Annotated in this window: 21 protein-coding genes; 14 read left to right on the top strand and 7 right to left on the bottom strand. The window is 74.2% G+C overall.

The window, feature by feature from the left end; translation table 11 throughout:
• Window positions 1-317: 317 nt before the first annotated feature.
• The 4 genes from ADL05_RS02505 to ADL05_RS02490 all read left to right on the top strand — a co-directional run bounded on the left by ADL05_RS02505 (window position 318) and on the right by ADL05_RS02490 (window position 3,405).
• Window positions 318-1,358, top strand: a complete 1,041-nt coding sequence (locus tag ADL05_RS02505) for an LLM class F420-dependent oxidoreductase (protein ID WP_053615210.1) — start codon at window positions 318-320, stop codon at window positions 1,356-1,358.
• A gap of 193 nt (window positions 1,359-1,551) precedes the next feature.
• Window positions 1,552-2,121, top strand: a complete 570-nt coding sequence (locus ADL05_RS02500; protein WP_053615209.1) for a hypothetical protein — start codon at window positions 1,552-1,554, stop codon at window positions 2,119-2,121.
• A gap of 49 nt (window positions 2,122-2,170) precedes the next feature.
• Window positions 2,171-2,788 (top strand): hypothetical protein, encoded by a 618-nt coding sequence (locus ADL05_RS02495; protein ID WP_053615208.1) that lies wholly within the window; start codon window positions 2,171-2,173, stop codon window positions 2,786-2,788.
• Window positions 2,779-3,405, top strand: coding sequence for a hypothetical protein (locus ADL05_RS02490; protein WP_053615207.1), 627 nt, complete (start codon window positions 2,779-2,781; stop codon window positions 3,403-3,405). Before ADL05_RS02495 ends, ADL05_RS02490 begins: the two co-directional genes overlap by 10 nt.
• A gap of 197 nt (window positions 3,406-3,602) precedes the next feature.
• Here ADL05_RS02490 and npdG read toward each other — a convergent pair whose 3' ends face one another.
• Window positions 3,603-4,298 (bottom strand): NADPH-dependent F420 reductase, encoded by a 696-nt coding sequence (gene npdG / locus ADL05_RS02485; protein WP_053615206.1) that lies wholly within the window; start codon window positions 4,296-4,298, stop codon window positions 3,603-3,605.
• A gap of 43 nt (window positions 4,299-4,341) precedes the next feature.
• Complete coding sequence (locus ADL05_RS02480) at window positions 4,342-4,530, bottom strand: hypothetical protein (protein ID WP_053615205.1); 189 nt, start codon at window positions 4,528-4,530, stop codon at window positions 4,342-4,344.
• A gap of 125 nt (window positions 4,531-4,655) precedes the next feature.
• Between ADL05_RS02480 and map the strand changes: the two genes are divergently transcribed.
• From map to ADL05_RS02450, 6 genes are all read left to right on the top strand, one after another.
• Window positions 4,656-5,507, top strand: a complete 852-nt coding sequence (map, locus tag ADL05_RS02475; protein ID WP_197285659.1) for a type I methionyl aminopeptidase — start codon at window positions 4,656-4,658, stop codon at window positions 5,505-5,507.
• Between the two features lie 234 nt (window positions 5,508-5,741).
• Complete coding sequence (locus ADL05_RS02470) at window positions 5,742-6,575, top strand: M55 family metallopeptidase (protein WP_053615203.1); 834 nt, start codon at window positions 5,742-5,744, stop codon at window positions 6,573-6,575.
• Window positions 6,576-6,638: 63 nt separating this feature from the next.
• Window positions 6,639-8,015: a M20/M25/M40 family metallo-hydrolase gene (locus tag ADL05_RS02465; protein WP_053615202.1), complete on the top strand. Its 1,377-nt coding sequence runs from the start codon at window positions 6,639-6,641 to the stop codon at window positions 8,013-8,015.
• Between the two features lie 340 nt (window positions 8,016-8,355).
• Window positions 8,356-9,285, top strand: a complete 930-nt coding sequence (locus ADL05_RS02460; RefSeq protein WP_053615253.1) for an LD-carboxypeptidase — start codon at window positions 8,356-8,358, stop codon at window positions 9,283-9,285.
• A gap of 77 nt (window positions 9,286-9,362) precedes the next feature.
• On the top strand, window positions 9,363-9,752 hold the full coding sequence (locus tag ADL05_RS02455; protein WP_053615201.1) for a hypothetical protein: 390 nt from the start codon (window positions 9,363-9,365) through the stop codon (window positions 9,750-9,752).
• A 119-nt stretch (window positions 9,753-9,871) separates the two neighbouring features.
• Window positions 9,872-10,132: a helix-turn-helix transcriptional regulator gene (locus ADL05_RS02450; protein WP_053615200.1), complete on the top strand. Its 261-nt coding sequence runs from the start codon at window positions 9,872-9,874 to the stop codon at window positions 10,130-10,132.
• On the opposite strand, the gene ADL05_RS02445 is transcribed toward ADL05_RS02450, so the two are convergent.
• Window positions 10,044-11,045, bottom strand: a complete 1,002-nt coding sequence (locus tag ADL05_RS02445) for a polysaccharide pyruvyl transferase family protein (RefSeq protein ID WP_082376049.1) — start codon at window positions 11,043-11,045, stop codon at window positions 10,044-10,046. The genes ADL05_RS02450 and ADL05_RS02445 overlap by 89 nt on opposite strands.
• Before the next feature lie 125 nt (window positions 11,046-11,170).
• On the opposite strand from ADL05_RS02445, the gene ADL05_RS02440 reads away from it, so the two are divergent.
• The 4 genes from ADL05_RS02440 to ADL05_RS02425 all read left to right on the top strand — a co-directional run bounded on the left by ADL05_RS02440 (window position 11,171) and on the right by ADL05_RS02425 (window position 16,885).
• Window positions 11,171-13,153: an acyl-CoA dehydrogenase gene (locus tag ADL05_RS02440; RefSeq protein ID WP_053615199.1), complete on the top strand. Its 1,983-nt coding sequence runs from the start codon at window positions 11,171-11,173 to the stop codon at window positions 13,151-13,153.
• Between the two features lie 154 nt (window positions 13,154-13,307).
• A complete protein-coding gene (locus ADL05_RS02435; RefSeq protein WP_053615198.1) occupies window positions 13,308-14,609 on the top strand; it encodes an MFS transporter in 1,302 nt (433 codons plus the stop codon).
• Between the two features lie 26 nt (window positions 14,610-14,635).
• Window positions 14,636-15,985: a GH1 family beta-glucosidase gene (locus tag ADL05_RS02430; protein ID WP_053615197.1), complete on the top strand. Its 1,350-nt coding sequence runs from the start codon at window positions 14,636-14,638 to the stop codon at window positions 15,983-15,985.
• A 114-nt stretch (window positions 15,986-16,099) separates the two neighbouring features.
• Window positions 16,100-16,885 carry a GIDE domain-containing protein gene (locus ADL05_RS02425; RefSeq protein ID WP_053615196.1) on the top strand — a complete coding sequence of 262 codons (786 nt, stop codon included), beginning with the start codon at window positions 16,100-16,102 and terminating at the stop codon, window positions 16,883-16,885.
• 109 nt (window positions 16,886-16,994) lie between these two features.
• Here ADL05_RS02425 and ADL05_RS02420 read toward each other — a convergent pair whose 3' ends face one another.
• From ADL05_RS02420 to ADL05_RS02405, 4 genes are all read right to left on the bottom strand, one after another.
• Complete coding sequence (locus ADL05_RS02420; protein ID WP_053615195.1) at window positions 16,995-17,567, bottom strand: hypothetical protein; 573 nt, start codon at window positions 17,565-17,567, stop codon at window positions 16,995-16,997.
• 285 nt (window positions 17,568-17,852) lie between these two features.
• Window positions 17,853-18,488: a TetR/AcrR family transcriptional regulator gene (locus tag ADL05_RS02415; protein WP_053615194.1), complete on the bottom strand. Its 636-nt coding sequence runs from the start codon at window positions 18,486-18,488 to the stop codon at window positions 17,853-17,855.
• Between the two features lie 25 nt (window positions 18,489-18,513).
• Window positions 18,514-19,686 carry an acyl-CoA dehydrogenase family protein gene (locus ADL05_RS02410; protein WP_053615193.1) on the bottom strand — a complete coding sequence of 391 codons (1,173 nt, stop codon included), beginning with the start codon at window positions 19,684-19,686 and terminating at the stop codon, window positions 18,514-18,516.
• A complete protein-coding gene (locus tag ADL05_RS02405; RefSeq protein WP_053615192.1) occupies window positions 19,683-21,995 on the bottom strand; it encodes a biotin carboxylase N-terminal domain-containing protein in 2,313 nt (770 codons plus the stop codon). Before ADL05_RS02405 ends, ADL05_RS02410 begins: the two co-directional genes overlap by 4 nt.
• Window positions 21,996-21,999: the final 4 nt, after the last annotated feature.

Below are 21,999 nucleotides of genomic sequence, written 5' to 3'. Positions count from 1 at the left end.
CGCCGGCCGGGTCCGTCCCGGCCGGCGGTGCCGTGTCTCCGGTGTCCCGTGCCCGACCCGACCGCGACCCGTGCCGGTGTCCCGTGCCCGACCGCGTCCCGTGCCCCAGGCGCCGACCGTCCCGCCCACGGACGCTCCGGCTCCGCCACGGAACGGACCCACCCCAGGACCCACCCGAGGCCCCATCCGAGGCCCCGCCCGAAGCCTCACCCGCGGACCGCCCCGGAGGCGGACGACAACCCGAACGGTACTCGGGAGTAGAGTCGCACCGTACCGAGCACCGACACGGGCCGGGGTCCGGCCCTCCGGGAGGACACATGCGCATCTCGATGCCGCTCCAGTACGCGGGCGAGCCCAAGGCCGCCGTCGACCTGGTCGCCGAGTTGGAGAAGGCCGGACTCGACACCGTGTGGGTCGCGGAGGTCTACGGCTTCGACAGCCCCACCCTGATGGGCTACATCGCCGCGCGCACCGAGACGGTGGCCATCGGCTCGGCCATCCTGCCGCTGTACAGCCGCACGCCCAGCCTGGTCGCGATGACCGCGGCGGGACTGGACGACCTCTCCGGCGGGCGCGCGATCCTCGGGCTGGGGGCCAGCGGACCGCAGGTCATCGAGGGCTGGCACGGCGTGCCCTACACCAAGCCGCTGACGCGCACCCGCGAGACCGTCGAGATCTGCCGCAAGATCTGGGCCCGGGAGGAGCGGCTGACCCACGACGGCTCGGTCTTCCAGCTGCCCCTGCCGCCCGAGCACGGCACGGGGCTGGGCAAGCCGCTCAAGCTCGTCAACCACCCGCGGCGCGCCGACATCCCGATCTACCTGGCCTCCCTCGGCGAGAAGAACGTGGCGATGACCGCGGAGATCGCCGACGGCTGGCTGCCGCACCTGTTCATCCCCGAGAAGGCGGAGAGCGTGTGGGGCGCGTCGCTCGCGGCGGGCAGGGCCAAGCGCGACCCGGCCCTGGGCGAGCTGGAGATCTCTGCGGGCGGGCTGCTCGCCATCGGCGAGGGCGAGGACACCAAGAAGCTGCTCGACTTCGTCCGTCCGATGATCGCCCTGTACGTGGGCGGCATGGGCGCCAAGGGCAAGAACTTCTACAACACCGTGGCCCGCAGGTACGGGTACGAGGAGGCCGCGGAGAAGATCCAGGACCTGTACCTGGACGGACGCAAGGATGAGGCGGCCGCGGCGGTGCCCGAGGAGTTCGTGGAACTGACCAACATGGTCGGCCCGGAGTCGTACGTGCGCGAGCGCGTCGAGGCCTTCCGCGCGGCCGGGGTCACACAACTCAACGTGACACCCGTGGGCGACAACCCGGCCAAGCTGGTGGAGAAGGTCAAGGGCTGGATCTCCTGACCCACCCGTCACACCAGGTCGCGTGCCCCGTGCTCCCGTGGGGCACGCGGCCTCGTGCGCGCCCAGAATTTTCTTTTCGGCGCGAAGGCGCAGCGCACCCCGACACCACTACTCTCCGTGCCCGAATCTCCACTCATTGCCCTGTTAACATGCGTTAAGTAACGTCCCGCCCCCGGACGAACACGGAGAACGCATGCCCCCTGCACCCCACCGACTCGGCGCGAGCACCCTCCTCACGGCGGCCGCCCTCGGCTCGGTCCTGCTCTCCCCCCTGCCCGCGGCCGCCGCCCCCGCGCAGCACTGCGTCGGCGACATCGACGGCGGCGGCCAGGAGTGCTTCGACAGCTACGAACAGGCGATCGGCGCGGCGCAGGACCGCGTCGGACGCACCCTGGCCGAACAGGAACGCGCACTGGCCGCGCGGGAACGCGCCCTGTCCGGCTCCGCGCCCGGCACCCTCGCCGCCGCGAGCGACTTCGACGTCATCATCGGCACCTACTTCGAACACGCGAACTACGGCGGCGCCACGTTCACCCTCTACGGGGACAACACCTGCCAGGGCGGTGACGACATCGAGTTCACCTACACCTTCCCCTCGGGGTGGCGGAACATCATCTCCTCCGCCCAGCCCTGGGCCCGGTGCTCGCTGTGGCTGCACGCGGGACCGGACGGGACCGGCGACCGCGACGGCCCCTACCGCGAGAACACCCCCGACATCGGTGGCTACATGAACGACCGGACCGTCTCCACCACGCTGGGCTGACGTCCGGCCCGCTTTCGACTCCCCGCCCCCGCCCGATGGGAGAACCGACATGAGACGCACGCACGCCGTGCTCACCGCCGCCGCGGTCGCCGTGGCGACCGCGGTCACCACGGCACCGACCCCCGCCCACGCCGGCCACGAGGACACGCCCACGGTGCGCGAGCTGCTGGAGCGCTGCAACGTGTCGACCGACCTGTGCGAGTTCCACCCGAGCGGACCGCCGGAGCTGTTCGCCACCGGCGCCCGCGTCGTGGGATCGGAGGTGTTCAACTGCACCTCGGGCCGCCAGAACATGGCCGTGCAGTGGTCCGACACCACCTCGCAGAGCAACAGCGTCGGCCTGGCCCTGACCACCGAGGCCGGATTCGGCGAGGTCTTCTCGGTGTCCTACGAACAGTCCTTCGAGCACACCTGGACGACCTCGCACACCGAGTCGCAGACCACCTTCGTCAACACCGGCCCGGGCGAGGTGGGCTGGGTCGAGCGCCGACCGCAGAGGCAGCGCGTCCACGGCACCTACGAGCTGCACTTCGGCAGCCGCCAGTGGGGCCACTACATCTGGTACGCGCCCTTCACCGCCGAGGGACCCGTCCCCGGCTCGCCGGACGAGGTGGTCACGCAGAACGTGCGGCCGATGACCGACGCGGAGGAGGCGGCATGCCCGTGATCCCCATCCGAAGCCGCACGGCGATGAGAGCCCTCGCGGCGGGAGCCGTGGCGGCGGCCCTGGCGCTGTCCCCCGCGCCGGCCGCGGCCGACCACGAGGACACCCCGACGGTCCGGGAACTGCTGGAGAGGTGCGGTGAGAGCACCGACCTGTGCGAGTTCCACCCCTCGGGTCCCCCGGAGTACTTCCAGAACACCGCGGAGCGGGTCGGTTCGCCGGTCTACAACTGCACCGACCACGAGCAGCTGTCCCAGGTGTCCTGGTCCAAGACCACGGGCGAGTCCAACAGCGTGAACCTGTCGATGACCGCCACCTTCGGCGCGATCTTCAAGCAGAGCTTCACGGTCTCCTACGGCCACGAGTGGAGTTCCTCGCACACGCAGACCCAGCGCACACAGATCACCGCGCAGCCGGGCGAGGTGGCCACCGTGTACTACGGGCCCCGGATGCAGCGGGTCCACGGCACCTACGAGCTGCACTTCGGCAGCCGCCAGTGGGGCCACTACATCTGGTACGCGCCCTTCACGGCCGAGGGGCCCGCGGACGACCAGGGCAGCACCGTCACCCAGTCCACGAGGCCGATGACGGACCAGGAGCGCGCCGCCTTCTGCGGCTGACGCGGACCTCCCGGGCGTGCCGCGCCCCCCGGTTCCCCGACCGGCGCGGCACCGCCCGGGACCCCGAGCCCGAGCCCCGTGACCCCGGGCCCGGGCTCGCCGGGCCCGGTAGCGGCCCGACGGCCGCACCGCCCATCACGGGCCCGGGCGACGGCTTCCGCGCGGACCCGGGCGACGGCTTCCGCGCGGACCGCGGGTCACAGACCCGTGATGCGCAGCCCCGCGTGGGTCTTGTAGCGGCGGTTGACCGCGATGAGGTTGGCGGTCAGCGCCTCGACCTGGTGGGCGTTGCGCAGCCGTCCGCCGAACACGCCCCGCACCCCGGGGATCAGGTCGGCCAGCGCGCGCACGACGTCGGTAGCCGCGCGGTCCTCGCCCAGCACCAGGACGTCGAGCTCGACCTCGGAGACCTCCGGGTCCAGCAGCACCACAGCCGACACGTGGTGGAACGCCGCGGTGACCCGGCTCCGGGGCAGGACCTCGGCGGCCTGCTGCGCGGCGCTGCCCTCCGGCACGTCCAGCGCGAAGGGTCCGCGCTTGTCGAAGCCCAGCGGGTTGACGCAGTCGACGACGATCTTGTCGGCGAGCTCGTCGGCCAGCCCCGCCAGCAGGTCGCGGTGGCCCTCCCACGGCACCGCGACGATGACGATGTCGCCCTCCGCGGCGGCCGCGGCGTTGTCCAGGCCCCGCACGTCGACGGGTGCGTCCTCGGCGTCGGCCAGCTCCTTGGCGACCGAGGCCGCGCGGTCGGCACTGCGCGACCCGATGATCACGGTCTGCCCGGCCAGGGCGAACCGGCGGGCGAGCCCGCGTCCCTGGTCGCCCGTACCGCCCAGGACGGCGATGGTCTGACCGGCGATGTCCACGCCCTCCGGCGTGCTCTGTTCACTCATGCACCGATCCTGTCAGAGCGCCCCCGCCGCGACCGCACCCAGGTCACCAGTCCTCCTTGTCCTGCTCCTCCCAGGCCGAGTTGCGCTCGGCCGCGGTGGTCAGGGCGCGGGAGGCCGCCTCCTCGCTGTCGTAGGGGCCCATGCGCTTTTTGTTGGGGCAGCCCGCGCCGTGTTCGACCCGCTGGTGCACGAGGCAGTACCACCAGCGGTCCTGGTCCGTTCTCTCGTCCATTCCGACCCCTCGTCAGTCGTCTCCGTCGTGGGGCACCTACCCGTGGTGGGACCGCCCTCACACCCGTGCGGGACCGGTGCTCGGCGAGGGCGTCCGGGGGGCGCCACGAACTACAATCGGATTTCATGACTACTCCGCTGGTTCCTGGGCGCATATCGCCCCAACGCTCGGTCCCCTCCCACATCGTCCGACCCGAGTACGTCGGTCAGAAGTACCCCGTGGAGGGTGTCCTGGGCGACGTGCAGACCCCGGAGACCATCGAGAAGCTCAGGGCCACCTCGCAGATCGCCGCACGGGCGCTGCAGGAGGTCGGCAAGAACGTCGAGCCCGGCGTGACCACGGACGAGCTGGACAGGATCGGCCACGAGTTCCTGCTCGACCACGGCGCCTACCCCAGCACGCTGGGGTACAAGGGCTATCCGAAGTCGCTGTGCTCCTCGCTCAACGAGGTCATCTGCCACGGCATCCCCGACGACACCGTCATCTCCGACGGCGACATCGTCAACATCGACATCACCGCCTTCAAGGACGGGGTGCACGGCGACACGAACGCCACCTTCCTGGCGGGGGACGTCACCGAGGAGCACCGGCTCCTGGTGGAGCGTACCCACGAGGCGACGATGCGCGCGATCAAGGCCTGCCGCCCGGGGCGGCGGATCAACGTGATCGGCCGGGTCATCGAGTCCTACGCCAAGCGGTTCGGCTACGGGGTCGTGCGCGACTTCACCGGCCACGGCGTGGGTCCGGAGTTCCACTCGGGCCTGGTGATCCCGCACTACGACGACCCGCGCGCGGACACCGTCATGGAGCCGGGGATGACCTTCACCATCGAGCCGATGATCACCCTCGGCGCGGTGGAGTACGACATGTGGGACGACGGCTGGACCGCCGTCACCGCCGACCGCCGCTGGACCGCGCAGTTCGAGCACACCCTGGTCATCACCGACTCCGGCGCGGAGATCCTCACCCTGCCCTGAGGCGGGCGCCCGCCCGCGGGCGGCCACGGGAACGGGTGGCGCCCCGCCCCGGACCGGCCTGCTCCGCCCCCGCACGCGCCACCGCGAACAGGTTCGCCGGGGCGGCGGCCACCGCCGCGGGCCGGGTCCGCGGCGCGAGGCGGTGCGGGTCCCGGCGGCGCGTGGGCCGACCGGCCCGTTGGGCGACCGCTCCGCCCTGTGGATAACCGGGGGGCGGGCGGCTAGGGTCACCGGATGAGGATCCTCATCTCCGCCGACATGGAGGGGGCCACGGGCGTCACCTGGCCCGCCGACGTCGAACCCGGCACCGAGCAGTGGCAGCGCTGCCGCACGATGTTCACCGGCGACGTGAACGCGGCCGTGACGGGCCTGTTCGAGGGCGGGGCCGACGAGGTCCTGGTCAACGAGGCGCACTCCACCATGCGCAACCTCCTCCTGGAGGACCTGCACCAGGACGCGACCATGATCACCGGGCGCCACAAGGACCTGTCCATGGTCGAGGGCGTCCAGACGGGCGACCGCGACGGAGTGGTCTTCCTCGGCTACCACTGCGGAGCCGGGGACGAGGGAGTGCTCGCCCACACCTACCTGCCCAACGCCCTCACCGGCGTGTGGCTGGACGGGGAGCCCGCGAGCGAGGGCCGGCTGAACGCCGCCGTGGTCGCCGAGTACGGCACGCCCGTGATCCTCGTCACCGGGGACGACCGGGCCTGCGAGGACGCGGCCGGCTACGCCCCCTTCGCGCGGACCGTCGCGGTCAAGGAGCACGTGAGCCGTTACGCCGCCCGCTGCCGGCCGCCCGCGCGCACCGCGGAGGACATCCGGGCCGGAGCGCGCGCCGCGATGCTGCTGGCCGGACGCCTGGAGCCCGCCGAGCCGCGTCCGCGCGCGGTGGAGGTGGAGGTCGACGCCGCCCACCTCGCCCAGGCCGCCGCGCTGGTGCCCGGGGTGACCCGCGTGGGCGCGCGGCGCGTCCGCTTCACCTCGCCCGACGCCTACGAGATGATCCGCTGCTTCAAGACCGTGACTACTCTCGTTTCACAGGCAATGGAAGCGCACTACGGGTAAGACTGGGGCGTGGGGGGTTCTCCCCGTTCTGGCACCCACTGACCGGAGAGCGAGGCCGCGCACGTGGTCCACACCGTCACGTCCCCCGAATCCGGTCTCCACGCGGCGGGGGAGGACGCGATCCGCCTGGCCCGCGAACTCGTGCGCCGGGACTCCACCAACCACGGCGGCGGCCAGGGCGACGAGCGCGCCGCCGCCGAGTACGCCGCGGAGGCGCTCGGCGAGGCCGGGCTGGACCCGCTCGTCCTGGAGTCGGCGCCCCGCCGCGCGAACGTGGTCGTGCGCGTGCCCGGCACCGACCCCTCCGCCTCGGCCCTGCTCGTGCACGGCCATCTGGACGTGGTCGCGGCCGACGCCGCCGACTGGACTCTGCCGCCCTTCGCCGGTGAGATCGCCGACTGTCCGGTCACGGGCGTCCCCGCCCTGTGGGGGCGCGGCACCGTGGACATGAAGAACACGGTCGCGATGGTCGCCGCCGTGGTGCGCCACTGGTCCCGCCACGGCCTGCGGCCGCGCCGCGACCTCGTCCTGGCGTTCGTCGCCGACGAGGAGGACAGCGCCGCCTACGGGGCCGACTGGCTGGCGCGCGAGCACGCCGACCTGTTCGAGGGCTGTTCCGTGGGGATCGGCGAGGGCGGCGGGGAGACCGTCCACGCGCGCGGAACCGACGGCCGCCCGGTCCGGCTCTACCCGGTGGGCGCCGCCGAGCGGGGCAGCGCCTGGCTGACGCTGCGTGCCCGCGGCACGGCCGGGCACGGGTCGCGCCCCCCGCGCGACAACGCCGTGGGGGCGCTCGCGGACGCGGTCGCCCGGGTCGGGCGGCACGCGTGGCCGTCGCACCTGACGCCGGTGACCCTCGACGCGATCGACGCGGTCGCCAAGGCCCTGGGGGTGGAACGCTCCCCCGGCGACACCGCCACGGACGAGGCCGTCGACGCCCTGGTCGCCCGGTTGGGGGAGGCCGCGCCGCTGATCGCTCCCGCGGTGCGCAACAGCGCCACGCCCACCATGCTCTCGGCGGGGTACAAGGTGAACGTGGTGCCCGGGGAGGCGACCGCGGGCGTGGACGGGCGCGTGCTGCCGGGCGCCGAGGCGGCCTTCGAGTCCACCATGGACGCGCTGACCGGTGGCCGCGTGGACTGGGAGTACGCGCACCGGTCGCCGGCGGTGTCGGCTCCCGTCGACGGCGCCGCGTTCGCGGCGATCGGCGCCGCCCTGCGCGCGCACGATCCCGACGCCCACGTGGTGCCGATGTGCCTGTCGGGAGGCACGGACGCCAAGGTCTTCTCCCGGTTGGGCATCGACTGCTACGGCTTCTCCCCGATGAGCCAGCCCGAGGGGCTGGACTACTCGGCGCTGCTGCACGGGGTGGACGAGCGGGTGCCGCTGGACGGGCTCAGGTTCGGGGTGCGCGTGCTGGACACGTTCCTGCGGAGCTGACCGGGGCGGCGCACGCCGGAACGGTGCGGACGCGAGGGGCGTCGAACGAGTGGGCCGACGAGGGAAGGACGACATGCGCGAGGCTGCACCGGAGGCGTCGGTCGGGGGCGGCGACGGACGACGGGCGAATCAGGCCGCGGCGGAGACCGCCACCGGAGTCGGCCAGCGACGGGCGGGCGGGACCGCGCCGGAGGCGTCCGCCGGGGTCGACGGACGACGGGCGGACAGGGCCGCGCCCGAGGCCGCCACCGGTATCGGCGGGCGACGCGCGGGCGGGTCGGCGGCCCCGGTCGGCGGCCCGCGCCGGGGCCCCGCCGGCCAGTCCGTCCCCGCGCGCGGGGTGCCCGCGCTGGTCCGCCCGCCCCGGCTGCGCACCGGGGACCGGGTGCGGCTGGTCACGCCGTGCAGCCCGGTCCCGGCCGCCCAGCTGGAGGCCTCGGTGGCGGTGCTGCGCGAGTGGGGCCTGCGCGTGGACCTGGCACCGCACGTGCGCGAGCGCCACCCGCGCCTGCCCTACCTGGCCGGGGAGGACGCCGTGCGCGCCGCCGACCTCCAGTCGGCCTGGTGCGACCCGGACGTGGCCGCGGTGTTCTGCGTGCGCGGCGGCGACGGCGCGCACCGGACCCTGGACCTGCTGGACTTCGACGCGATGCGGCGGGCCGAGCCCAAGGCGCTGATCGGGTTCAGCGACGTGACCGCGCTGCACGAGGCCTTCGCGGTCGAACTCGGGGTCGCGACGGTGCACGGACCGGTCGTGGGCACGCGCTACTTCGTGGGCGACCCGCGGGCCCAGCACGAGCTGCACACGACACTGTTCACCCCGGAGAAGCGGATGGTGCTGACGTCGCCGGGCGCGCACGCGCTGGTGCCCGGACGCGCCCGCGGCGTGACGTTCGGCGGGAACCTCAGCCTCCTCAACGACGGCCTCGCCACCCCCCACAGCCGCCTGTCCGCCGACCGCGGGCTCCTGGTGCTGGAGGACATCGGGGAGGACGTCGCCCGGATCGACCGGATGCTCACGCACCTGCTGCGCACCGGGTGGATGTCCGGGGTGTCGGGGATCGTGCTGGGCACGTGGACGGACTGCCCGCCCGACCTCGGCGTGATCGCCGACCTGATGCGCGAGCGCCTGGAGCCGCTCGGCGTCCCCGTGCTGTGGGGCCTGGAGTTCGGGCACTGCCCGGCCCAGCTCACGATCCCCCTGGGCGTGCCCGCCGAGCTCGACGCCGAGCGCGGCACTCTCGAACTGGCCGTGCCGGGCCTGGTGTGAGCGTGGCCGGGCGCGCACCGGTTCCCTCCCGGCCGCCCCCTTGACCTCGATCTTGCTTGAGGTTCCATCATCGGCGTATGGACGCGCACAGCACCACACTCCTGTTCCACAACACCATGCGGATCACCGACGGCCACCTGGAGGAGTTCCGGGCGGCCGTCCGGCGGGCCGTCGACTTCACCCGGGAGCACGGCCCCCAGCTGATGGTCGAGGTCTTCCTCGACGAGGAGCGCATGCTCGCGCACAGCTTCCAGCTCTACGCCGGCTCGGAGTCGGTCCTGCTGCACTGGAAGCTCTCCGACCCCTACATCCAGGGCGTGATGGAGCACTGCCGGGTACGGGCGTTCGAGGTGTACGGGGAGCCCTCCCAGGCGGTGCTGGACGGGCTCGGCCCGGCCCGCGCGGACTTCCCGGTGTCCGTCCACCCGCGCATGGCGGGCTTCACCCGGCCGCTGGGCACGCGCTGAGGCGGGAGCGGGACCGGCGGGACGGACACGGCCGCTCCAGGGCCCGCGGCCCCCACGACCGCCGGAACCGGTCCCGCGATCACCCGCCCGCCGGAGGAGGACCCGGTTAGACTCGTCGCATGGTTCGAGAACCGCTGACCCCCGAGCAGCTCGCCCGCGGCCACCAGCTGGGGCGACTGCTCCGCGAGGCCCGGGGCCGGCGCACGATGGTCGACGTCGCCCACCAGGCCGGAATCTCGGTCGAGACCCTGCGCAAGATCGAGGGCGGCCGCATCCCCACCCCCGCCTTCTTCACCGTCGCGGCGATCGCCGACGCCCTGGACCTGTCGCTGGACGACCTGCTGCGCCGCCTGCACGAGACTCCCGCCATCGCCGTCTGAGACCGCCGCCGTCGCCCAGCAGTGCCTCGGCGAGCAGGCCGTTCAGCGTCCCGGCGGGGGCGCGCGCCCGTGCCCGCGCCTGCGTGCGACCGTCGGCCAGGCACCACCGCCAGAGCCGCTCCAGGCGGTCGGCGTCGGGTTCGGCGTCCGGCCCGTCCAGCGTGATGACGGGCCAGTCCCACACCCGGCCCTGGGCCGCGACCTTGGCACCCCCGACGACGGGGTCCACCGCGACCGCCGGGACACCGTTGCGCAGCGCGAGGACCAGCCCGTGCAGACGCGTGGTCACCACCAGGTCCATCCGCCCCACGAGTGCGTCGAACTGGCCCGGCCGAGAGCAGTGCAGCCAGTCGACCGCGTCCAGCCGGGTGTCGAGCGGCACCCGGGCGCAGTCCTTGGCCACCAGCCAGCCCGCCAGGGCCCGGTGTGCGCGCGCGTGGGCGCCGCGGTCCCCGTACTCGGGCTGGCCGGGTGCCGCGGTCACCCCGACCACCGGCACCGGCGCGGGGGCCGGAGCGTCCGCGGCCAGGTCCCGGCTCGGCTCGATGCCCTGCCCGTCGCGGGCCAGGACCGTGTGGAAGCCGCGCAGCGCGGGATCGGCCCGGTCGACGGCGGACACCCCGACCGCGATCCTCGTGCAGTCCGCGAAGCGCCGGTGCAGGTCGGCGACCTGCTCCCCCGCCGCGGGCCCGCACACGAAGACCAGGTGCGAGTAGGCGGCCGGGTCCACCTCCTCCAGCGTCGGCCCCCGCGAACGGAAGTGCGGGCTCCACACGGTGTCGTGGTCGATGCCGTGTCCGCCGAGCCCGGCGGACACCGCCTCCGCGGCGCCGACGTCCCCGGCCGTCGCCTCGCCGTGCCGGAACGAGAACCAGCCGACGAGCACGACACGGATCGGTGTACGGGTCCCCATGGTCCATCCCCTCACTGCACGCCTATCGTGTGTCTCGTACCCGTGGCCAGGGCGTGTTCCCCCGCTCCGCCGGGACCGCGGAGTGGTAGGCACGTGGGAGCCGCGTCGAATCGCAGGGGGAGAGCATGACGGATCAGGCACTGAAGGTGGACGAGGCCGAGCTGCGCGGCCTGCTGGACGGGCGCTGGGCCAGCGTGCGCGAACGCGCCCGCGACCTCCTGCGGGGCGAGGAGTTCGCTCCCGTCTCCGGTCTGTCGGTGGAGGACCACCGCGCGCGCGTACTGACCCAGCTCAAGGCGCTGGCCGGGACCGAGGTGCCCGGTTACGGGTTCCCCGAGTCCGTGGGCGGGTCCGACGACATCGGCGCCTCGGTCGTGGCCTTCGAGATGCTCGTGTGCGACATGTCGCTCATGGTGAAGGTGGGCGTGCAGTGGGGCCTGTTCGGCGGCGCCATCCGCGCCCTGGGCACCGAGCCGCACCACGCCGAGTACCTGCCCGGTGTGATGTCGGTGGACCTGCCCGGCTGCTTCGCGATGACCGAGACCGGCCACGGATCGGACGTCCAGCACCTGCGCACCACCGCCACCTACGACCCCGCAACCGAGGAGTTCGTGGTCCACACGCCCGACGAGTCGGCGCGCAAGGACTACATCGGCAACGCCGCCCGGGACGGCCGGATGGCGGTGGTCTTCGCCCAGCTGAGCGCCGACGGCGCCGAGCACGGCGTCCACGCCCTCATGGTGCCCGTCCGCGACGCCGAGGGGCGCCCGATGCCGGGCGTGCGGATCGAGGACTGCGGGACCAAGGCGGGGCTCAACGGCGTCGACAACGGCCGCCTGTGGTTCGACCGCGTCCGGGTCCCGCGCACGAACCTGCTCAACCGGTACGGGGACGTGGCCGCCGACGGCACCTACACGAGCCCCATCGAGAACAAGAACCGCCGCTTCTTCACCATGCTCGGCACCCTGATCCGCGGCCGGGTCAGCGTGGCCGGGGGCGCGGGGACCGCCACGAAGGCCGCGCTGGCGATCGCGGTGCGCTACGCCGACACCCGCCGCCAGTTCACCCGCCCCGCCGCCGACGGCCGGCCGGAGCAGGAGGTGCGGATCCTGGACTACCTCGCCCACCAGCGCAAGCTGCTGCCCGCGCTGGCGCGCACCTACGGCCTGCACTTCGCCCAGGAGGAACTGGTCACCCGGCTGCACGAACTGTACGGCGCCCAGGAGCGCGGTGAGCGCGACGAGCACGCCCAGCGCGAGCTGGAGTCGCGCGCGGCGGGGCTGAAGGCGATCGCGACCTGGCACGCCACCGACACCATCCAGACCTGCCGCGAGGCCTGCGGCGGCGCCGGGTACCTGGCCGAGAACCGCATCCCGCAGCTCAAGGCCGACTCCGACATCTTCACCACGTTCGAGGGCGACAACACCGTCCTGCTCCAGCAGCTCACCAAGGGTCTGCTGACCAACTTCCAGGACTACTTCGGCGACCTCGACCAGCTCGGACTGGTCAAGTTCGTCGCCGGCCGGTTCGTGGAGACGGTCATCGAGCGCACCGCCGCGACCCCGCTGATCGAACGGCTGGTGGCCGCCGCCCCGGGCCGGGGCACCGAGACGAGCCTGTACAACCGCGGCTGGCAGCTGGAGCTGCTGGAGGACCGCGAGCAGCACGTCATCGAGGGGCTGGCCGGGCGCCTGCGCCGCGCCCGCAAGGACGGCAGCGACGCCTTCGACGTGTTCAACCAGGCCCAGGACCACGTGCTCACCGCCGGACGCGCGCACATGGACCGCGTGGTGCTGGAGGCTTTCGTGGCGGGCATCGACCGCTGCGGCGACCAGTCCACGGCCAAGCTGCTCAACCGCCTGTGCGACCTGTACGTGCTCTCCGTCGTGGAGGAGGACCGCGCGTGGTTCCTGGAGCACGAGCGCCTGTCCACGTCCCGGGCCAAGGCGGTGACCCAGGCGGTCAACGACCTGTGCCGGGGACTGCGCCCCTACGCGGTCATGCTGGCGGACGCCTTCGGCCTGCGCGACGAGTGGCTGGCCGCGCCCATCGCGCTGGGCGCCGAGCACGCCCGCCAGGGCGACGGCGCGGCGGTGGCCACGGGCTGACGGGGCTCGTCGGCGTCGGCGGGATGTAGGCGTGACGGGCGGAAGACCACGGGTCGACGTCGACCAGCGGCCGGGAAGGCCGACCGCGCCCAGGGCTTCCGCTCACCGCTTCCACTGCCTAACATGAAGCAAATTCATGTTAGGCAGGTCACACGTGCGCACGCCCCCCGCGCCCCAGCCCACGCCCGAACCCCCGGCCCGCGACCCCGCCCCCGTCGCCGCACTCGCCGAGCCCCAGCGACCCGTGCGCGCCCTGTGGGTGACCGGCCTCAGCCTGGCCAACCTCGGCATGTGGATGGCCTTCTTCGGCCCCCTCCAGGTCCTGCTGCCCGAACAGGTCGGCCTGGCCGCGCCCGAGGACAAGGAGACGGCCCTGGCCTGGGTGACCGGGGTCGGCGCCGCCCTGGCCATGGTCGCCACACCCCTGGCCGGAGCGCTCTCGGACCGCACCACCGGCCGCTTCGGGCGCCGGCGCCCCTGGGTGGTGGCGGGCGCCGTCCTCGGCGGGGCCGGCCTGGTGGTCCTGGGCCGCCAGGACACCGTCGTCGGCGTGATGGTCGGCTGGTCGCTCGTCCAGACCGCGCTGTCCTGCCTGAACGCGACCCTGCTCGCCGCCGTCCCCGACCACGTGCCGGTCCGACAGCGCGGCGCGGTCTCCGGATGGATCGGCATCCCCCAGTCGGCGGGCGTGGTGGCCGCCGTCCTGCTGGTCACGGTCGTCACGACCGGGATCGCGCCGGGCTACACGCTGATCGGCGTCCTGACCGCGGCCTGCGCACTGCCCTTCGCCCTGGCCTCGCCCGACCCGCCGCTGCCGCGCCAGGCCCGGCCGCCGTGGCGTGAGTTCACCCGCGGGTTCTGGGTGTCGCCGCGCCGCCACCCCGACTTCGGGTGGGCCTGGCTGACCCGGTTCCTCATGCAGACCGGCAACGCCATGTTCGTGCTGTACCTGCTGTACTTCCTGCGCGACGGGGTGGGCTACGAGGAGCTGTTCCCCGGTTCGTCGGCCGCCGACGGGCTGCTGGTGCTGATCCTGGTCTACACGGCGGCGGTCGTGGCGACGACCGTGGTGGCGGGGGCCGTCTCGGACCGGCTCGGCCGCCGGCGGGCGCTGGTGTGCCTGTCCGGGGTGGTCATGGCCGTACCCGCGTTCCTGCTGGCCCTGGCCCCCACCTGGACGATGAGCCTGGTGTGCGCCGTGGTGCTGGGGATGGGCTTCGGCGTCTACCTGTCCGTGGACAACGCCCTGGTCACCGAAGTGCTCCCGACCGCCCTGGGCCGGGCCAAGGACCTGGGAATCGTCAACATCGCCAGCGCCGGACCCCAGGTGATCGCGCCCGCGCTGGCCGGACCGATCGTGGTGTACCTGGGCGGCTACCCGGTGCTGTACACCGCCTGCGGCGTGGTCACCCTGCTCGGGGCCGCGCTGGTCTGGAAGATCCGCGGGGTCGCCTGACCCCGCTCGACACGAAGGAGTCGACCGTGCCGTCACCGTTCCTGTGGGGAGTGGCCTCGTCCGCGTTCCAGGTCGAGGGCGCCCTGGCCGAGGACGGGCGCGCCCCGTCCGTGTGGGACGTCTTCAGCGCGCGGCCCGGCGCCGTCCGCGACGGGCACAGTCCCGCCACGGCCTGCGACCACTACCACCGCTGGGCCGAGGACGTGGACCTGCTCGCCCGTCTGGGCGTGAACGCCTACCGGTTCTCGCTCTCGTGGCCGCGGGTGGTGCCCCAGGGCCGCGGCGCGGTCAACAAGGCGGGGCTGGACTTCTACGACCGCCTGGTCGACGCCCTGGCCGAACGCGGGATCGAGCCGGTGCCGACCCTGTTCCACTGGGACCTGCCGCAGGCGCTGGAGGAGGCGGGCGGGTGGTCCTCGCGCGCGACCGCCCACGCCTTCGCCGACTACGCCGCCGCGGTCGCCGACCGCCTCGGCGACCGGGTGCGCCGGTGGATCACGCTGAACGAGCCGGTCGTGCACATGGCCTACGGGCACGCGTTCGGCGTCCACGCGCCCGGCAAGGCGCTGGAGGTGCCGGACGTGCTGACGGTGGCCCACCACCAGCTGCTCGCGCACGGGCTGGCGGCCGGGGAACTGCGCTCGCGGGGACTGGAGGTACTGCTCACCAACAACTACTCCCCCGTGGGCCCGGCCACCGACAGCGAGGCCGACGCGGTCGCGGCCCGCGCCTACGACGCCCTGCACAACCGCCTGTTCACCGACCCCGTCCTCACCGGCGCCTATCCGGACCTGAGCGCGTTCGGCGCGGACGGGATCGACGCCGTGCGCGAGGGCGACATGGCCGTGATCGCGGGCAGTGTGGACGGGCTCGGCGTGAACTACTACAACCCCTCGCTCGTGGCCGCTCCCGCGGAGGGCTCGCAGCTGCCCTTCGACTTCGCCGAGATGACGGGCGTGCCCACGACCGCGTTCGGTTGGCCTGTGGTACCCGAGGGGCTCGAACGCCTGCTGCTCCTGCTCGGCGAGCGGTACGGGGACGCGCTGCCGCCGATGTACGTCACCGAGAACGGCTGCTCCCGGAAGGATGAACCCGCCCCGGACGGCCGCGTGGCCGATCCCGACCGGATCGCCTACCTGGCCGGGCACGTCGCCGCCGTGGACGCCGCACGCGAGCGCGGCGCGGACGTGCGGGGATACTTCGTGTGGACGCTGACCGACAACTTCGAGTGGGCGGAGGGCTACCACCAGCGGTTCGGCCTGGTCCACGTCGACCACGCGACCCAGCGGCGCCGCCCCAAGGACTCCTTCGACTGGTACCGGTCCCTGATCGCCGACCGCACCGGCTCCGCGGAGGACGCCGTACCCGGCCGGTGAGCCGCGCCGACGCGGTGCCGACGGCGTCAACGGCCGAGACCTTCCGTGACCTGACGGTGGTAATTTGCGTGCGCGCCGCGGGGCGCCGGCGGGACGACATCCTCAGGAGGCGCTGTGGTCTGGATCGTGGGCGGACTGGTCGGACTGGCCGTGGCGGGGCTGTGCGGGTTCCTGACCCGCCGCGCGAAGACCCGCATCCGCGCGATGGAATCGACCGAGACCCTGGCCGTCGCCGAACTCGGGGAGCTGCACCGGGCGGCGGTGGGCGCCGCGGGAGAAGGCGTGTTCCGGCAGAGGTGCGAGGTGGCGGGCGTGGTCCGTCCGCACAGGAGGGGGGCTCTGTCCTCCGAGCTGGCGAAGGTCTCCTGCGTCTGGCACCAGCACAGGGTCACGCGCGAGTACGAGAAGGTCGAACGGGACGGCGACGGCGACCGGCGCACCGTCACCCGCAACCAGGTGGTCGCCCGCCACACCACGGACACCGCCTTCTTCCTGGAGGACGACACAGGCACGCTGGTGGTCCGGCCCGGCGGCCACGACGTCGAGAACGCCGAGAAGGTCACTGACCGCTTCCGGCCACACCGCGGCGGTGGTTCGGTCTCGATCGGCCCGGTGACGCTGCGCTCGGACGGCGGCACGGTCGGCTTCAAGGAGGAGGAGTGGGTGCTGCGTCCCGGCACCCGGCTCTTCGTCCACGGCGAGGCCTTCGACACCGCCGACGGCCGGCTGGAGATCGGCGCGCCGGCCGAGGGCGGCACGTTCATCATGTCCACCAGGAGCGAAGCGGAGCTGCTGCGCGGCGAGAACGGCAAGCTGCGGGGCTTCGGCATCGCCACGGGCGCGGCCGCGCTGGTCGGGGTGGTCCTGCTGGCCATCGGCGCCGTCTCGGCCCTCATGTGACCTCGCGCGGGCGGCGGCGGTCCGGTCGGGCCAACAGGGCCTCCCGGACCGTCCGTGCCCGCGCAGACCGGCGTAGGGGCCGATGCCGGGGCGACGGGCGGCCGTCGCGCTAGTCCCCCGCCACGGCGTCCAGGGGGCCGCTGTCGGCGCGGGCGGGGGCGTCCTCGCCGCGCTGGCGCGCGGGCTCCCACCACCACCAGTGCGACTCCGGCACCCAGGCGGGCACCTCCTCGCCGCTGACCGGGCTGGCCTCGGCCGCCACCTCGACCAGGGCGTCGTCGATCCGCGGCAGGGCCTCCAGGTCGCCCGGACGCAGGAAGGCCTCCCAGGGAACGAACTCCTCGCCCAGGATCTGCAGCATCGACCGCCGCCAGCAGGCGGGCCGGTAGCCCTCGTGCCGACCGTTCTCCGCGGCGGTCTGCGTTCGCACCACGTACAGGCCGAGCCGGTCGGGGTTGTTGCCCGACACCAGGAGCCGGGCGAGCGCGGCGCTGAGGTTCTGTCCTGCCGGTGACCGCCGCTCGGCGTCCGACGTCGCCCTGTACAGCTCGAAGAGCGCCGCGAACGCGTTGTCCATCAGCGCGTCGCGGTCCCGGCGACGGGTCGCGCTCTCCTCGAACGCCGCCGTCACACGCCTGGCCAGGCCGGACAGGTCCCTGCCCGCATCCGCACTCACCGACACACCGTCCCGTCCGCACCATTCGCCATGGACGCCCTTCACCGCGCGGGTTTCGCCCCGCCTCTGCGATGATAATCAACCGCCCGACCGCGACGACTCGCGGTGGCCGGTCGACTCGTCTCGGTGCGGGTCCTCGCCGACCGCCGTGGTCCCGCACCGCCACCCGACCGCTCCGTTCGGCCGCCGGTGCCCGGTCGCCCCGAGCGCCGCCGCGACAACCGCCGCCGCCCCCTCCCGCGCCCCGCGCGCCCTGCCGCGCGGAACGTGCGCCCTGCCGCGCGCGTGCCGCTACACCGGGTCGGGCGGCGCGGCCGACCCGACCGGGGGCCGGGCCAGGACGCCGTCCAGGGTCAGCGCCCACTGGCGCACGATCCGGGCCCGCCGGGGGCCGTCGTCGGTGAGCAGGTTGGCCAGCCCCAGGCCGCGGGCCAGGTCAAGGGTGGCCTGCACCGTCTCGCGCACGCCCGGCACGGACTCGTCCGCGCCGAGCAGGTCCACCGCGGCCCGGTGCACCTCCCGCCCCATCTGTTCCTCCAACGGCAGGATCCGCTCGCGCAGGGCGGGGTCGTTGGCGGCGGCCGCCCACAGCTGGAGGGCGGCGCGGAAGTCCTCGCCGCTGAAGGCGTCCACGACCATCCGCACCACGGCCTCGGTGCGCCCGGCCCCTTCGGGAACGGCGGCCACCCCGCGCCTGAGCTCCTCCCCGCGCCGGTCCAGCATGTGCCGCAGAGCCGCCAGCGACAGGTCCTCGCGGGTGGGGAAGTGGTGCTGGGCGGCCCCACGCGACACTCCGGCCTCCTCGGCCACCGCACCCACGGTGGCACCGGCGGCTCCGCGCTCGGCCAGGACGCGCACGGCCGCGTCGAGCAGTCGGGCGCGGGTGGCCCTGCTGCGTTCCTGCTGTGGTTCGCGCCCGGCGTCCACGTCGGCGCCCCTTCCCGTCCTCGTCTCAGTACGACTTGGGCAGGCCGAGGGACTGCTGGGCCACGTAGTTGAGCACCATCTCCCGGCTGACCGGGGCGATGCGCGCCAAACGCGCGGCGGCGATCGCCGCGCCGAGCCCGTACTCACTGGCCAGGCCGTTGCCCCCGAGGGTCTGGACGGCCTGGTCCACCGCGCGCACGCACGCCTCGGCGGCGGCGTACTTGGCCATGTTGGCCGCCTCGCCCGCTCCCGGGTCGTCGCCGGAATCGTAGCGGAGGGCCGCGTGCTGGGTCATCAGGCGGGCCTGCTCCAGCTCGATCTTCACCTGGGCGAGGGGGTGGGACAGCCCCTGGTGGGCACCGATCGGCGTGTCACGCCAGACCCTGCGGTCCTTGGCGTAGGCCACCGCGCGGTCCAGGGCGTGCAGGGCCGAGCCGGTGGCCAGGGAGGCGGCCATGATGCGTTCGGGGTTGAGTCCGGCGAAGAGCTGGAGCAGCCCCGCGTCCGGGTCGCCGACCAGGGCGTCGCCCGGCAGTCGCACGTCGTCCATGAACAGCTGGAACTGGTGGTCGGGGCTGACCAGGTCCATCTCGATGGGCCGGGCCTCGAAACCGGGGGCGTCGGTGGGGACGGTGAACAGCGCGGCGCCGAGCCGGCCGGTGGACTCGTCCTGGATCCGGCCCACGACCAGGACCGCGTCGGCCACGTCGACGCCGGAGATGAAGGTCTTGCGCCCGTTCAGCACCCAGTCGCCGCCGTCGCGCCGGGCGGTGGTGGTGATGTTGTGGGCGTTGGATCCGGCGTCGGGCTCGGTGATGGCGAAGGCCATGATGGTCTCGCCGGTGGCCAGGCCGGGAAGCCACCGGCGGCGCTGGTCGCCCGTGCCGAACCGGGACAGCACCGTGCCGCAGATGGCGGGTGAGACGACCATCATCAGGGTGGGGCACCCGGCGGCGCTGAGCTCCTCCAGGACGGCGGCCAGGTCGCCGATGCCCCCGCCGCCTCCGCCGTACTCCTCGGGGATGTTGACGCCCAGGTAGCCCAGGCCGCCGGCCGCCCGCCACAGGTCGGTGAGGTAGGCGCCCTCCCTGGCCCTGGCTCTGTAGTAGTCGGAGCCGTACTCGGCGGCCAGTGCGGCGACGGCCGAACGCAGTGCGACGCGTTCGGCCGGCTCGTTGAAGGTCATGGCAGCGGTCACGGATTCGGCCCTTCGTGGTCGAGGACGTCGTGGTCGAGGACGGCGAGGAGCGCCCCGGCGGGCACCCGCTGCCCGGCCGCCACCGGGAGTTCCCGGACGGCGCCGGCCGCGGGCGCGGTGACGCGGTGCTCCATCTTCATGGCCTCCAGGCGCAGGAGGGTCTGGCCCTCGCGCACCTTCTCCCCCACGGACACGTCCACGGCGATGACGGTGCCGGGCATGGGCGCGGGCAGGGCGCCGGGAGTGACGGCGGGCTCGGGGACCGGAAGCGGGTCGACGGGGGTGAGGGTGACCGAGCCCAGGGGCGAGTCGACGTACACCTCGCCGCCCGCGCGGTGGACGGTGAAGGCGTGGCGCAGGCCGTCGGCCTCCAGCACCACGTGGCCGGCGGCGGCGGAGACCACCCGCACGCCGGGCAGGTCGGGGACGTGGGCCCCGCGTGCGGTGCGGTAGGAGGTGGTGGTGGTCAGCCCGTCGGCGGCGCGGTCGCCCGCAGCGCGCCCTCCGCTGGCGCCGAGGCTCCCGCTGGCGCCCTGCCCGCCCTTCCCGACGGCACGACGATCGCCGTCACGCCCGTTCGCCCCCACGGCACGGGCTTCGGCGCCGTGCCCGCCCGCCGCATCGCCGGTACCGCGCCCTCCGGTTCCGTTCGTGCGGGACGCTCCCCCGGCGACACGGCCGCCCGCGGCGTCCCCCGCGGAGGCGTCGGGGCTCCCGCCGGTGACGGCGTACCGGCGCGTGTGCGGCTGCGACGGCAGGTTGCGCCATCCGGCGGGCACGCCCGCGGGGACGGTGGCGCCGGTGCGGGTGGCCTCCGCCTCGGCCAGGGTGGCCGCGAGCGCGGCCAGGCTGCGGGCCGCGGGGTCGGCCAGCGGCTGGGCGAGCGCGGTGAGCCGGTCCCCGGACAGGTGTCCGGTGTGCAGCCGCGCGGGTTCGGTGTGGGCGTCGGCGAACGCGGGGTGGCGCAGGGCCCTCACGAGCAGATCGCGGTTGGTGCCCACGCCGTGGATCCGGGCGGTGGCCAGTGCGGCGACCAGGCGGCGCACGGCGTCGCGGCGGTCGCGCCCGAACGCCACGACCTTGGCGAGCAGGGGGTCGAAGTCGGTGCCGACGGTGTCGCCGGGCTCGACGCCGCTGTCCAGGCGCACGCCGGGCACGGTGAGCGGGGCGCGGCGGACGGTGGCGGCGGGCACGTCGAAGGCGTGCAGGGTCCCGGTGCGCGGGCGCCAGTCGTCGAGGGGGTCCTCGGCGTACAGGCGCGCCTCGACGGCGTGCCCGCGCGGGGCGGGCGGGCCGCCCGGCGGCAGGGGCTCCCCTTCGGCGATCCGGATCTGCCACTCGACCAGGTCCACGCCCGTGACGCACTCGGTGACGGGGTGCTCGACCTGCAGGCGGGTGTTCATCTCCAGGAAGACGGGCTCGCCCAGGGGGTCGGCGCCCTCGCCGACGGGCACGAGGAACTCGGCGGTCCCGGCGCCCGTGTAGCCGATGGAACGGGCCAGGCCGCGGGCGGCCTCGTGCAGGCGCGTGCGCAGGGCGTCGGGCAGGCCGGGGGCGGGGGTCTCCTCGATCACCTTCTGGTGGCGGCGCTGCACCGAGCAGTCGCGCTCGCCCAGGGCCCAGACGGTGCCGTGGGCGTCGGCCAGGATCTGCACCTCGATGTGGCGCCCGCGTTCGACGTAGGGCTCACAGAAGACGGCCGGGTCGCCGAAGGCCGAGGCGGCCTCGGTGCGGGCGGCGGCGGCCTCGGCGGGCAGGTCGGCGAGGTCGCGGACCACGCGCATGCCGCGGCCCCCGCCCCCGGAGACCGCCTTGACCAGGACCGGCAGGTGCTCGGGGCGCACGTCGTCGGGGTCCAGCGCGGCGGCGACGGGTACCCCGGCCTCACGGGCGAGGGCCTTGGCGCGGGTCTTGGCGCCCATCCGCTCGATGGCCTCGGCCGTGGGCCCCACCCAGGTGAGTCCGGCCGCGGTGACGGCGCGGGCCAGGGCGGGGCTCTCGGACAGGAACCCGTACCCGGGGTGGACGGCGTCGGCACCGGCGGTGCGGGCCGCCGCGACCAGGGCGTCGGGGTCCAGGTAGGCGGCGACCGGCCCCCGGCCGGCGGGGACGGGCAGGCGGACCGCGGTGTCGGCCTCGGCCACGTGCGCGGCGGCGGCCTCCTCGGGGGTGTCGGCGTGGACGGCGACGGTGGCGATGCCCAGGGCCCGGCACGTGCTCAGGATCCGGCGGGCGATCTCGCCGCGGTTGGCGACGAGCAGGGTGGTGACGGTGGCGGTGGCGGGCACGGGCCCGGGTAGGTCGTTCACTCTG

Origin of the sequence: Nocardiopsis sp. NRRL B-16309, from assembly GCF_001279585.1 — a bacterium.
Classification (GTDB): domain Bacteria; phylum Actinomycetota; class Actinomycetes; order Streptosporangiales; family Streptosporangiaceae; genus Nocardiopsis.
The sequence above is the reverse complement of the archived record's forward strand: the minus strand, read 5'-3'. Positions and strand labels throughout refer to the sequence as shown.

Bases quoted from the DNA above. Each gene is read 5' to 3' on its own strand.
- ADL05_RS02505 (WP_053615210.1), top strand. From the start codon at position 318: ATGCGCATCTCGATGCCGCTCCAGTACGCGGGCGAGCCCAAGGCCGCC.
- ADL05_RS02500 (WP_053615209.1), top strand. From the start codon at position 1,552: ATGCCCCCTGCACCCCACCGACTCGGCGCGAGCACCCTCCTCACGGCG.
- ADL05_RS02495 (WP_053615208.1), top strand. From the start codon at position 2,171: ATGAGACGCACGCACGCCGTGCTCACCGCCGCCGCGGTCGCCGTGGCG.
- ADL05_RS02490 (WP_053615207.1), top strand. From the start codon at position 2,779: ATGCCCGTGATCCCCATCCGAAGCCGCACGGCGATGAGAGCCCTCGCG.
- npdG (WP_053615206.1), bottom strand. From the start codon at position 4,298: ATGAGTGAACAGAGCACGCCGGAGGGCGTGGACATCGCCGGTCAGACC.
- ADL05_RS02480 (WP_053615205.1), bottom strand. From the start codon at position 4,530: ATGGACGAGAGAACGGACCAGGACCGCTGGTGGTACTGCCTCGTGCAC.
- map (WP_197285659.1), top strand. From the start codon at position 4,656: ATGACTACTCCGCTGGTTCCTGGGCGCATATCGCCCCAACGCTCGGTC.
- ADL05_RS02470 (WP_053615203.1), top strand. From the start codon at position 5,742: ATGAGGATCCTCATCTCCGCCGACATGGAGGGGGCCACGGGCGTCACC.
- ADL05_RS02455 (WP_053615201.1), top strand. From the start codon at position 9,363: ATGGACGCGCACAGCACCACACTCCTGTTCCACAACACCATGCGGATC.
- ADL05_RS02450 (WP_053615200.1), top strand. From the start codon at position 9,872: ATGGTTCGAGAACCGCTGACCCCCGAGCAGCTCGCCCGCGGCCACCAG.
- ADL05_RS02445 (WP_082376049.1), bottom strand. From the start codon at position 11,045: ATGGGGACCCGTACACCGATCCGTGTCGTGCTCGTCGGCTGGTTCTCG.
- ADL05_RS02440 (WP_053615199.1), top strand. From the start codon at position 11,171: ATGACGGATCAGGCACTGAAGGTGGACGAGGCCGAGCTGCGCGGCCTG.